Genomic DNA, 11,672 nt, shown 5'->3' with positions numbered 1-11,672 from the left:
ACTATCCCTCCGGCGGCGGAAGGGGAAGGGCGGAGGGAGCGGGCCTGGGAGAGACGACCGTGTCCTCGGGCGCCGCCACCGCCTCGGGGGCGACGGCCCCGGCGGGCCGCCGGCGCGGTTTGCTCCAGCGCCGCATCGCCGGCACCTCGACGAAGCGGTAGAGCAGCCAGGACAGTGCGATGGTCACGGCGAGAGCGGCCAGCAGCATGCCGAGCGCGGGCAGGGTGTCCCACTGCCGCTTCGCGCCCACCGCCATGTGTCCGAAGCGGAGCACGAGCCGGTGCCACAGGTAGAAGGCGAACGAGATGTCCCCCAGCCACACCATCACCGGAAGGCGCAGCAGCGATCTGGTGCCTCTGACGTCGGCCATGGCGGCGGCCGGGATCACCAGGGCCATCGGGATCGCGGTGACGGCCACCATCCGGTAGACGACCGGGACCACGCCGGCGGCCAGGAAGCCCACCACCAGCAGCGCGAACGCCGGGCCGAGCCGGAGCCCTATCCACTTGCCGCTGAGGACGATGCGCGCCATGACCATGCCGAGCACGAAGTCGAGCGCGCGCACCGGCGGGGCGGTGTAGGCCAGCCAGAACTCCCACTGCGACACGTTGTGCCAGGGGATGCTCGGGCCGCCGGTGGGCAGGGGCAGCCGGGCGACGACGGTGGGCACGGCCCACATCAGGGCGAGCAGCCCGCCGGCCAGCCACCACAGCCGTTCCGGCCTGATCCGGTTGATCCGCGTCAGCAGGAACGGGAACAGCAGGTAGAACGCCGCCTCGCAGGACAGCGACCAGGAGACGGAGTTCACGCTGAGCATGACCGACAGGTTCGGGGTCCACGCCTGCAGCAGGAACAGGTTGAGCAGCGCGGGCCCGGCCTGGGGAGGCGTCACGAGCCAGGTCAGCAGCAGCGCCGCGACCAGGAACGTGACGAAGTGGTTCGGGTAGACCTTGAATAACCGGCGACGCCAGAACCGTCCCGGCGTGTCACCGGCCCTGGCGGACCAGGTGAGGACGAACCCGCTCAGGATGAAGAAGAATCCGACGCCCGTGGGCCCGCCCTGACCGAGGATGGCCGCGTACACGTCCTGCGCGGCGGGGTCGGCGAACACATGCTCGAACTGGGCGTGAAAGAAGAAGATCATGCCGGCGGCGATGATCCGCATACCGGTCAGCGACGGCAGCCGCGTGGTCGACACGGCCGTGCCGGTGGTTTCCATTGGATCTCCTCAACTCACTCACGGAGAAGAGATGTGGGCGGCGTTGCGACGGACGTAGTCCGCCAGCCCGCGCGCCCCGAGGTTGGGAGGGGCCCACAGCACCAGGCGGTCGACACCCAGGCGCCGGTAGGCCTCGACGATGTCCTTGTCGATCCCGCCCCTGGGCGGGGACACCGTGATCGACAGAGGACCGAGCCGGGCCGGCCGCTCCACCGTCCGCGCGATGTCGCGCAGGCGCATGAGCAGGGCCTCGAGGTGCGCGGGCGGCAGGCCGAAGGCGAACCACCCGTGGGCGTGCGTGATCGCGAGGCGCAGCGCCTTGTCGCTGTGGCCGCCCGCGACCAGCGGCAGGTCGGCCTGCACCGGCCGGGGGAAGGACTCCACGCCACTGAAGTCGACGTGGGCGCCGTGGTAGGCCACCGGCGGCTCGTCGTACCACAGGGCGCGCATGGCCTCCAGATGCTCGCGGCCGCGGTCGGCGCGGCCCCTGAAGGCCACGCCGACCGCGTCCGCCTGGGCCCTGATGTAGCCCATGCCGAAACCGAGCGTGAACCGCCCGCCCGACAGCCGGTCGAGCGTCGCCACCTGCTTGGCCGTAATCACGGGATTGCGCAGCGGCAGCAGCATGACGCCGGTGCACAGCCGGATCGTGCTGGTCAGCGCCGCCAGATGGGACAGCGTGATCAGCGGGTCGTTGAGGACGTACCCGGGGTGGAACCACCCGCCAGGAGGCGGGGGCACCGGCATCACCGGGTGCTCCCCCATCCACAGCGAGTCGTAGCCGGCGTCCTCGGCGAGCCGGGCGATGTCCCGCATGTCGGCGGGGTCCGCCACGGTCTCGCCGCCGTTGAGGGCGAACAGGCCGATGGCGGGCGGTGCGGTCTCCGCACGTGCGATTTCGGTGGTGAGCGGCATTTTCTAGTCCTGGTCGGCCCGCAGCCAGTCGGCGACACGCTCGCCGATCATGATGCAGGTGAGGTTGGTGTTGACTCGGATGGTGACGGGGATGACGGACGCGTCCGCCACGACGAGGCCCTCGACGCCCCGCACGCGGCAGCGCTCGTCCACCACCGCGCCCGGGTCCCCGTCGGGTCCCATGCGGGCCGTGCCCATCGGGTGGCAGTGGTTGTCGACGGTGGCGCGCATGAACTCGTCCAGCGCCTCGTCGGACTCGATGACCTCCGGCGACGGCACCATGTCGCCCATGGCGAACGGCCGGAAGTACGGGGTCTCGGCGATGCGCCGGGCGAGGCGGATGCCCTCCCGCATGCGGCGCAGGTCCTCGGGGTGGTCGAAGAAGTTGTAGACGATCTTCGGTGCGGCCGCGGGGTCGGTCGACTCGACCGTCACCCGGCCGACCGAGAACGGCCGTTCGACCCCCGTCGAGATCATGAAGACCTTGTCGGTGCCGATCTGCTCGCGCAGGTCGGCGGCGAACCCGTTCAGGTCGACGTGACTGAAGACGTAGATCTGCATGTCGTCGGTCTCGCTGGAGCCGGGGTAGGTCCCCTGCAGCATCATCTGCACGACCGGCAGCGACTCGTCGTACACGCCGGGCCGCGGGCGGAAGGTCACCAGGCAGGTGGGGTGGTCCTTCAGGTTCTCGCCCACACCCGGCAGGTCGGCGACCACGGGGACGCCGAGCCGTCCGAGGGCCTGGGCGTTCCCGATCCCCGACCGCATGAGGATGGCCGGCGTGCCGATCGCGCCCGCGCTGAGCACGATGCGATCGCCCCGGACGACCTCCTCGCCCCGCTCGCCGCGGACGACGACGCCGACGGCGCGGCCGTCCTCCACGAGGATCCTGTCGACCAGTGTCTCCGGCCTGATCTCCAGGTTGCCGCGCTCGCGCGCCGGCCCGAGGTAGGCGATGGCCGTGGAGATCCGCAGCCCGTCCACCTGGTTGGTGGCCAGCGGGCCGACCCCGGCGCCGTCCGGCGCGTTGTGGTCCTCGGTCTCCGGGAAGCCGAGCGACTTGCACGCCTCCCGCAGGGCCACCTGCAGCGGGCCGAGCTGCTCGTCCCGCCACCGCCAGACCGGGATGGGCCCGCCCTTCCCGTGGTCGGGCGGGCCGAAGTCGCGGTCGTCCTCCAGCCGGTTGAAGTAGGGCAGGACCTCCTCCCACGTCCAGCCGCCCACGCCGAGGGAGGACCACTCCTCGAAGTCGACGGGTCGCGGCCGCACGGCCAGCGAGGTGTTGATGGCCGAGCAGCCGCCCACGACCTTGCCGCGGGCCAGCGGGATCTCCCGCCCCGGCACCGCCTCGGCCCGGAAGCCCCAGTCGTGGTCGATGAACGACGGGTAGAGGCCGTTGCGGAGGTCCTCCGGCATGGTCTCGACGTCGGGGAAGTCGGGGCCGGCCTCCAGCAGCAGGACACGGCGGTCCGGGTCCTCGGAGAGCCGGGCGGCCACGACCGCCCCGGCCGACCCGGCCCCGATGATGATGTCGGTGTACATGAGGGCAACTCCTGAGTCCGGTCGCGTCACCGGGCGCGGAACCGTCCGGTCCACCACCGGTTCGGTATGGTCACCACGGAGGCCAGCGCCGCGAGCGCGATGAGGTAGACGAGACTCGCCGCGAACGCCCTGCCGTAGGCGGCGGGGGAGACGCTCGCGCCGTTGAGGGTGCCGAAGAAGATGATCCCGATGATCGCGACGCCGAGAGCGCCGGCCATCTGCTGGACCGTGGACAGCACGCCCGAGGCCGACCCGGCGTACTCCGGCTCCACGCCGAGCAGCACCTGGGACAGCAGCGGGGCGCCGACCATGCCGATCCCGGCACCGGCCACGGCCATCAGCACCTCGTACAGCGGCAGGTTCACCCCGGCGCCGGCGTCGCGGGTGATCAGCGCGAGGCAGACCTCCCCCGCGACGATCAGGATCGCGCCGACGGTGAGCGTGCGGCGGCCGAGCCTGCGGATGAACTTCGCCGCGTTCATGGAGGTGGCGAAGAACGCCACGCCCATGGGCAGGAAGACCATCCCCGCCCTGAGCGGGGAGTAGCGCAGGCCGTCCTGCACGTACAGCGCGATCACGAGCATGAACGAGGCCATGCCGCCGTACACGGCGAGCACGGTGGTCAGGCCGGTCACGAACGACCGGGAACGGAACAGGGACGGCTCGACCAGGGGCGTGCCGCCCGCCCGGGACAGGCGCACCTGCTGCCACGTGAACAGCGCGAACACCACGACGCTCGCCGCCAGGGAGACGAACGTCCAGGCGGGCCAGCCCTCCTGCCGCCCCTCCACCAGGGGCACGAGCAGCAGCAGGACGGCGGGGAACACGATGGCCACGCCGACCAGGTCGAGACCGCGCGCGCTCTCGGAACGCGACTCGGGGACCAGGCGCGGCAGCAGGAGCAACGTGACCAGGCCGATGGGCAGGTTCACCAGGAAGCAGGCGCGCCAGCCCAGCCCGAGCACGTCGGAGGCGATCAGCAGGCCGCCGATCACCTGCCCGCCGACCGTGGCGAGGCCGAGGGCGGCGCCGTACCCGGCGAACGCCCGCGGCCGGTCGTCACCGGTGTACGTGACGTTGATGATGGACAGGACCTGCGGGAACATGAGCGCGGCCGCCATGCCCTGCAGGGCCCGGGAGACAACCAGCATCTCCGCGCTCACCGCCAGGCCGCACAGGGCCGAGGCGACGGTGAACGCCGTGAGGCCGATGGCGAACACCCTGCGCCTGCCGTACAGGTCGCCGAGGCGTCCGCCGGTGATCAGGCCCGAGGCGTACGCGACGCCGTAGCCGGCGACGACGAACTGGATCTGCGCGTCGCTGGCGCTCAGCTCCGCCTGGGCCGATGGAATGGCGACGTTCACGATGAAGAAATCCAGAATTGTCATGAACGTGCCGACGAGAATGACAGGGAGCGCGAACCACCGAGTGCGGTCGTGCGTTTCTCCGATGCTCGCGGGGACCGATCCGGTGACGCTACTCATGCCGTCACCTCACAGCGGTCCGCGGCGTTTGCCGGAGGCACGATTTCGATCGCCTTGCGAAACGCGCAGCGCCCGGTCATTCGCTCGCTTCGCTTGCTCATCTTCCTCTCCTAGGGCGTTGCGAACGGGGGGATTCCGATAAAGCTTTTCCGGCGGCGGCCGCGTGCTCCAGAATCGACCTGTGCTGGTATCGCGAGTACCACCGTCAGGCGCGGTCCCGGTATCCCTCGCTCACTTCGACGATCACGCCGTCCGGGTCGCGCAGCCACACGCTGCGCCAGCCGTGGATGTGGGCGGAGAAATCGAGAGGGCCCAGGGTGATCTCGGCCTGCCCCTCGATGCGGCGCAGGAAGCCGTCGAGGTCGTCGGTCTGGAAGGCGATGTGCCTGACCGTGCCGGCGACCGGATGGCCGTCACCGCCGGGGGTCTCCCCCGCGGGCGGGCGGGCCTGCCCGAACAGCTCCAGGTAGGCGTCGCCCAGCCGCAGGAAGACGATGCGCAGGTCGCCGAGGTCGAACTCGTTCACCCTGCGGGCGCCGAACCAGGTCGTGTAGAACTTCTCGGTGGTGTCGAGGTCGCCGCAGTTCAGGGCGGCGTGTGACCAGCGCACGCCGACCTCTCAGACCACGGTGCGGGTGCCGTCGGGGTTGACCGGCGACCACCACATGTTGAACGCCGTGGTGCCGTCGCCGAAGATGGCGCCGCGCCCCTCGACGACCCGGCCGTTCTCCCACTTCAGCAGGTGCAGGCCCTCGATCTCCAGACGGTCGAACGGAGACGTGCTGTCGGAGGAGGCGTGGCCGCGGGTGGCGTAGGTGCGGTTGACGTCGACCGAGTAGCCGTCGACGTCGTTGACCAGCACGGTGACGGGGTCCATGGCGAAGGTGCCGCCGGAGACCTCGTGCACCTTGTTGATGAAGGCGACGAAGGCCTCCAGGCCCTCGTGCCAGCCCGCGTACGGGTGGTGGCCGGGGGTCAGGAACCGGACCGCCGGGTCCCAGTACTGCTCGGCCTTGGCCAGGTCGCCCGACATGAGGGCGTCGTAGGCCTCGTACACGCGTGCGGCGGTGAGCTCGCTCATGCTTGCGCTCCTTACTGCTCTTGTTGCTGGGTTGCGGACGGATGTCGCCGGAGGGCTAGAGGGAGGCCGACCCTGGCATCGGGGCGAGGTCCTCGACCACGTAGGTGAGGATCCTGGGAGCGCCGTCCTCGGCCGTGACGGACCACGTCTGCGTGGCGTCGAAGCCGAGCCAGGCGCTCTTGGGCGAGGGCGCGTCCCAGATCGTGGCCTGCCAGTTGACGACGACCCGCACGTCCGCCCGGCCCGGCCCGGTCGGGGTCACGTCGACGGACTTCAGCTCGTGGATCTCGTCGAAGAACCGGTGCGTCACGGTGTCGTACCACTTGCGGAAGTCCTCGAGGCCGTTCAGCGTGCCCTCGGGGAATTCCATGACCAGACCCTCGGTGGCGAGAAAAGGAATCACCTTTTCCACGGGGTCGTGCCGGTCCAGCGCGTCGTACCATTCCTGTACGAGCCGGCGCACTTCTGCCTCGGTCACCGCGCACTCCTTTCTCGGAATCCGTTTCACGCGGTTGTTCCGAGTTAACGAAGGCAGCGCCCGGTGGGGCAAGGAAACGCAGAGAGAAGAGAACTACTCCGCCAACTGCACGCAATGTCCGCCGTTTCACACCGGCCGCGTGCGGGATCGTGACGGGCGGCCCGCGGGCGGTCCCACCGGCGCACCGACCGGAACGGAGGCGTGCGCGGCGACAGCGGCGGCGCGCACGGGGAGCGGAGCGGCGGCGTGCGCGGACCGGCGGTGCGGGTGGAGGCGGGACTGCCCGCGCCGATGCCGAAGAGTGGACGAACAGCGGGGAAGCACATGACGATCGAGGGCTCGGCATCGCGCCCAGACTCTCTGGGGCGATGCCGAGCCCTCGATGCGACGGAACGGGCAACGCTTGGAGTGGACGTCCCGCTTGAGGTCAACGCCAGGCGTTCCGCTCCACCGGCGTCACGCCGGTTTCATCGGCCGGATTCCTCGACCTCGACGACGCTGTCGGCTCGGGCCGGCAGGAGCACGGCGGTGACGACCACAGCCAAGGACAGCACCGCGCCGATGACGAAGGCCAGCCGCATGCCGTCGAGGTTGGCGAGCGCCTCTGCGACTCCCGCCGACTTCAGGGCATCGGCTCGCGCGCTCATCACGGTGATCACGAGCGCGGTGCCGAAGGCCGCGGCGACCTGCTGCAGAGTGCTCAGGATCGAGCTGCCGTGGGAGTAGAGCTGCGGGGGAACCGCTCCGAGCCCGAGGGTGAACACCGGGGTGAAGGTCGCGGCCAGACTCACCATCAACAGCGCGTGCAGACCCAGGAGCTGCCAGTACGGCATGGTCATGGTGACCTGGGTGAGGCCGGCGAGCGCGAGCGCGATTCCGATCGCGCCGGGAATGACCAGAACCCGGCCGCCGAACCGGTCGAACAGACGGCCCACGGCCGGACCGAGCAGCCCCATCGCGAGACCGCCCGGCATCACGAGGAGTCCGGTCTCCAGGGGGCTGAGCTCGCGGACGTTCTGCAGGTACAGCGGCAGCAGGATCATCGAACCGAGCATCGCCATGAAGGCGACCGACATCAGGACCAGCGCGACCGTATAGGTGCGGTGGCGCAGGGTGCGCAGGTCCATCAGCGGCACGCCACGCTTCTGCAACGACAGCTGGCGGACGACGAAGACGACGATGGCGGCCAGGCCCACTGCCACGATCGTGGCGGCCACGCGGACGTCACCGCCCTCGAACCGGCTGAGCCCGTAGACCAGGCCGCCGAAGCCGGCGGCGGCGGTCACCACGCTCAACCAGTCGATCGCACTGGCCTGGGTCTCTCCGACGTTCTTGAGCTGCTTCAGGCCGCGCCACGTGATCAGCGCGGCGATGGGGAGCACCACGGCGAACAGCAGCCGCCAGGACCCGAATTGAAGGATCAAGCCCGAGACCGTCGGACCCATCGCGGGCGCGACCGAGATGGCCAGGCTGACGTTGCCCATCACGCGGCCCCGTTCCGACTCCGGCACCACCTGCATCAACGTGGTCATCAGCAGCGGCATCATCACGGCCGTCCCTGACGCCTGGATGATGCGGGCGCCCAGCAGCACCTCGAACGACGGCGCGGCGGCGGCCAGCGCCGTGCCGAACAGGAACAGACCCATCGCCGTGGCGTACGCGTGACGGGTGGACACCCTCTGCAGGAACCATCCGGTGATCGGGATGACGGCGGCCATGGTCAGCATGAAGGCGGTCGAGAGCCACTGCGCGGTCTGCTCGGTGATGTGCAGAGCGCCCATCAGCCGCGGGATCGCGTTGATCATGATCGTCTCGTTGAGGATGACCACGAACGTGGCGAGCACCAGCAGCCGGATCACGGCCGGGGTGCGCCTTGAGGCGGCGGTAGCGGGTTCGGCAGGCGTATCAAGCTGTGCGATGGACACGGCACCTCGATCAGGGGTTGTCGGGTAACGACCTGGTCCTGGCTGGCGTCCCAACCCGGGGTCCCACAAGGATCTGTGGTTCATGGCAAGCCTGACAGGCACCACCGACAAAACTCATCGCCCGTGCCGGAGTTCCGGCGAGCGACGCGGAACGGTCACCCGGTTTTCACCGCCATCGGATGGCGATCTCCGGCTGCGTACACGGAGGTGCCGGGCTTCCCAACTCCCGGGTATCCGTGCCCGGTCCACACACTCCAGCGCTGTCCTCCCGCCACGATCGGCGTGGCCTACGGCTGCGCACGGCCGGAACGAGCGACGGCGTCCGACCGAGGCAAAGCCGCTGGTCAGACGCCGTTTTGGCTGGTCGAGCGGAGAGCGTGGGATTCGAACCCACGAGACCGGTCACCCGGCCTAGCGGTTTTCAAGACCGCCGCCATCGTCCACTAGGCGAGCTCTCCCCGGCGCCCCATGCTGGAGCGCCACGCAGCAGCCTAGTCTCTCACTCTCCGGTTGGTGACCGCGACCGCGAAAGAGATCATCCCGCCTCCACGTCTCGCCTACAGGTGGTCCGGGATCTCCGAGAACCTGGGCTCGGCCAGCGCGTGCGGCCCGGCGAAGCCGTCGCCCACGGAGGCCGCCAGGCGGAGGTAGGCGTCCCTGGTGGCCTGCTGGAGGCGGTCCAGGTCGATCTCAGCACCCTCCTCCAGGTGGGCGTCGTACGGCACGCGGACGACGGTGCGGCAGCGGGCGGCGAAGTGCGCCTCCAGCTTGTCGAGGTCCACGGTGGACTTCGACCGGGGCCGTACGCTGCACAGCACCACGGTCGCGGCCCGGACGAGGTCGCCGTAGTGGTGCGCCTCCAGCCAGTCCAGCGTGGCCGAGGCCGCCCGGGCTCCGTCCACGGACGGCGAGCTGACCAGCACGATCTGGTCGGCCATGCCGAGCACACCCGACATGGCGGAGTGCAGGAGGCCGGTGCCGCAGTCGGTGATGCAGATGGAGTAGAAGTTCTCCAGCACATTCGCCACCGCGTGGTAGTCCTTGGCGCTGAACGCCTCCGACACCGACGGGTCGCGGTCCGACGCCAGGATCTCCAGCCGCGAGGGCGTCTGCGAGGTGAAGGCCCGGATGTCCACGTACCGCTTGATCTGCGCGCGCTCGTTCAGCAGGTCGCGTACGGTGGCCGCGGTCTCCAGCTCGACCTTGTCGGAGAGCGTTCCACGATCGGGGTTGGCGTCGACCGCGATGACACGGTCGCCGCGCACCTGCGCGAGCGTGGCGCCGAGGCCGACGGTCGTCGTGGTCTTGCCCACCCCGCCCTTGAGGCTGAGCACGGCGACCCGGTGGTGACCGGTGGCGACGGGCGTGCGGGCGCGCTGCACGAGTTCGCGGCGCCGCCGCACCTCCGGGGCCTCACCCGGCTTGATCAGTCCGGCGGACGCCTTGTAGACCAGCCGCCGCCAGCCCGTCGCGGGAGCGTTCCGCCGCCCCCTCAGCAGGGTGACCGGATCGAGGCTGTCGGCGGTCGGCTTGGACCCGGCCGACTTCCCCGTCGTACGCGCGGGCGAGCTGAAGGCGGAGACGGGAGCCGGCCGGCGCGGAGGCTGGTATGCCTCCCGCTCCGCCACCGCGTCCCGTTCCACGGCCGGCGCCTGCTCCGGTGCGGGGCTAGGCGCCAAGGCTCGCTCGGGTGCGGGTTGAGGGGCGGGTTGAGGGGCGGGTGCGGGCGCGGGTGCGGGCGCGGGTGCAGGTGCAGGCGGGGGCGTCGACGCCACAACCGGACCCGGCTCGTACGGCTTCCGCTCCTCGGCGGCCAGGTCCTCCCGCAGGGAGCCGATGTAGCGGTCGTCCGTGAAGTCCGGCGCGGACTCGGCCCGGGAGGCGGCGAACGGAGACGGGATCTCCGGTGGCGCGGGCGGCTCCTCCGGCTCGGCGGGGGCGCCGGGAGCGTCGGGTTCCTGCTGGGCGGCGGGCACCGGCACGGCCGGCTCCAGCCAGCCCCGCAACGGCTCCTTCGTCGAGGACGACGTGCCGGACGCCGGGGAGACGAAGGGCTTGGCCGACTCGCTGCCGGAGAACGCGCCGATGTTCTTGTAGGCGTCGGTGTCCGCCGGGGAGCCGGGGAAGGCGCCCCCGCCGAAAGGCTGTTCGCCGAGCAGGGGGGTGGTTAAGGACGAGGGACCGTTCAGACCGCCGGGCGGCGGAGTGGGGCGGCCGTCGTCCTCCGTGGACTCCTGGCCATCGCCCGGCCTCTCCGGCGCCGCGTCCGAGGCCCCCTCGGGAGACTCCGATCCCGCGTCGGAAGAGGCACCGAAAGATCCCGGGAAGGACGACTCCGCAGACCGGTCCGGCGCCTGACCGAAGGACGACTCCGACGCCGCCTCGAAAGACGAACCGAGAGACGAACCGAGAGACGAACCGAAAGACGAGCCGAACGACGGGGCGCTCACCGGCCCCGTCGACGCGGCGGACTCCTCACCCCTCGTCTCCGGCGGTGTGCCGAACGCGGTGCTCGCGGTGGGCGACTCGGCCGGCGGCGCGCCCTCACGATTCTCGGAAGGCGAGGACTCGGGCCTGGTCAAGAAGGCCGTCGTATCGCCGAAGGCCGTCGTGTCACTCACGTTCGCCGTGTCGCCGAAGTTCGTCTCGCCGTAGGCCGAGTCGGTGCCATAGCCGGACCCAAATTCGGACTTTTCGCCACTTTCATACCCAAAACTCTTCGAATAGTCGGTATCGAAGAGAGGGTCGCGGATGGGACCGGTGGACGACGCCTCGGAAGGCTGCGCGTCCTCCTGCGGCGGGGCGCCGTACGCGGAGCCGGTCGCGCTGTCGGCCGCGCCGCGGAGCAGGCCGCCGGACGCGGGCTCGGACGGGACGAGGCTCCAGGGGTCGGCGGGGTACGGCGAGGCGGGCTCGGGGTCGGCGGGCGGCGGCGGTGGAGAGGCGAGCGTGGCGGAGGTGACCGCGCTGACCGCTATCTCCACCTCGTCGGGCATTTCCTTGATCGCGTCAAGCCATGCCAGCTGGT

At 70.6% G+C, this 11,672-nt stretch carries 9 protein-coding genes and 1 tRNA gene; all 10 read right to left on the bottom strand.

Annotated elements, in window-relative coordinates; all coding sequences use genetic code 11:
- Position 1: 1 nt before the first annotated feature.
- The gene (locus HHX35_RS05465) at positions 2 to 1,219 is read right to left on the bottom strand and encodes an acyltransferase (protein WP_041952869.1); all 1,218 of its coding nucleotides are present in this window, start codon (positions 1,217 to 1,219) and stop codon (positions 2 to 4) included.
- Between the two features lie 18 nt (positions 1,220 to 1,237).
- On the bottom strand, positions 1,238 to 2,134 hold the full coding sequence (locus HHX35_RS05460; protein WP_041952870.1) for a TIGR03619 family F420-dependent LLM class oxidoreductase: 897 nt from the start codon (positions 2,132 to 2,134) through the stop codon (positions 1,238 to 1,240).
- A 3-nt stretch (positions 2,135 to 2,137) separates the two neighbouring features.
- The gene (mftG, locus tag HHX35_RS05455; protein ID WP_041952871.1) at positions 2,138 to 3,676 is read right to left on the bottom strand and encodes a mycofactocin system GMC family oxidoreductase MftG; all 1,539 of its coding nucleotides are present in this window, start codon (positions 3,674 to 3,676) and stop codon (positions 2,138 to 2,140) included.
- A 26-nt stretch (positions 3,677 to 3,702) separates the two neighbouring features.
- Complete coding sequence (locus HHX35_RS05450; protein ID WP_067284637.1) at positions 3,703 to 5,160, bottom strand: MFS transporter; 1,458 nt, start codon at positions 5,158 to 5,160, stop codon at positions 3,703 to 3,705.
- 205 nt (positions 5,161 to 5,365) lie between these two features.
- Positions 5,366 to 5,770, bottom strand: coding sequence for a VOC family protein (locus tag HHX35_RS05445; RefSeq protein WP_139579845.1), 405 nt, complete (start codon positions 5,768 to 5,770; stop codon positions 5,366 to 5,368).
- Positions 5,771 to 5,779: 9 nt separating this feature from the next.
- Positions 5,780 to 6,241 (bottom strand): nuclear transport factor 2 family protein, encoded by a 462-nt coding sequence (locus HHX35_RS05440; protein ID WP_041952873.1) that lies wholly within the window; start codon positions 6,239 to 6,241, stop codon positions 5,780 to 5,782.
- A gap of 55 nt (positions 6,242 to 6,296) precedes the next feature.
- Positions 6,297 to 6,719 carry a nuclear transport factor 2 family protein gene (locus HHX35_RS05435; protein WP_220505075.1) on the bottom strand — a complete coding sequence of 141 codons (423 nt, stop codon included), beginning with the start codon at positions 6,717 to 6,719 and terminating at the stop codon, positions 6,297 to 6,299.
- A gap of 467 nt (positions 6,720 to 7,186) precedes the next feature.
- Positions 7,187 to 8,578: an MDR family MFS transporter gene (locus HHX35_RS05430; RefSeq protein WP_310738908.1), complete on the bottom strand. Its 1,392-nt coding sequence runs from the start codon at positions 8,576 to 8,578 to the stop codon at positions 7,187 to 7,189.
- Positions 8,579 to 9,013: 435 nt separating this feature from the next.
- Positions 9,014 to 9,102: transfer RNA gene (locus HHX35_RS05425), tRNA-Ser, on the bottom strand.
- 99 nt (positions 9,103 to 9,201) lie between these two features.
- On the bottom strand, positions 9,202 to 11,640 hold the full coding sequence (locus HHX35_RS42500) for a MinD/ParA family protein (RefSeq protein ID WP_220505074.1): 2,439 nt from the start codon (positions 11,638 to 11,640) through the stop codon (positions 9,202 to 9,204).
- Positions 11,641 to 11,672: the final 32 nt, after the last annotated feature.

It is taken from the genome of Microbispora sp. H10830, assembly GCF_014161375.1.
GTDB lineage: Bacteria > Actinomycetota > Actinomycetes > Streptosporangiales > Streptosporangiaceae > Microbispora > Microbispora catharanthi.
This window is presented reverse-complemented; position numbering and strand designations above follow the sequence as displayed.

Coding starts and splice junctions, on each gene's coding strand:
- HHX35_RS05460 (WP_041952870.1), bottom strand. CDS start 2,134: ATGCCGCTCACCACCGAAATCGCACGTGCGGAGACCGCACCGCCCGCC.
- mftG (WP_041952871.1), bottom strand. CDS start 3,676: ATGTACACCGACATCATCATCGGGGCCGGGTCGGCCGGGGCGGTCGTG.
- HHX35_RS05440 (WP_041952873.1), bottom strand. CDS start 6,241: ATGAGCGAGCTCACCGCCGCACGCGTGTACGAGGCCTACGACGCCCTC.
- HHX35_RS05465 (WP_041952869.1), bottom strand. CDS start 1,219: ATGGAAACCACCGGCACGGCCGTGTCGACCACGCGGCTGCCGTCGCTG.
- HHX35_RS05450 (WP_067284637.1), bottom strand. CDS start 5,160: ATGAGTAGCGTCACCGGATCGGTCCCCGCGAGCATCGGAGAAACGCAC.
- HHX35_RS42500 (WP_220505074.1), bottom strand. CDS start 11,640: ATGCCCGACGAGGTGGAGATAGCGGTCAGCGCGGTCACCTCCGCCACG.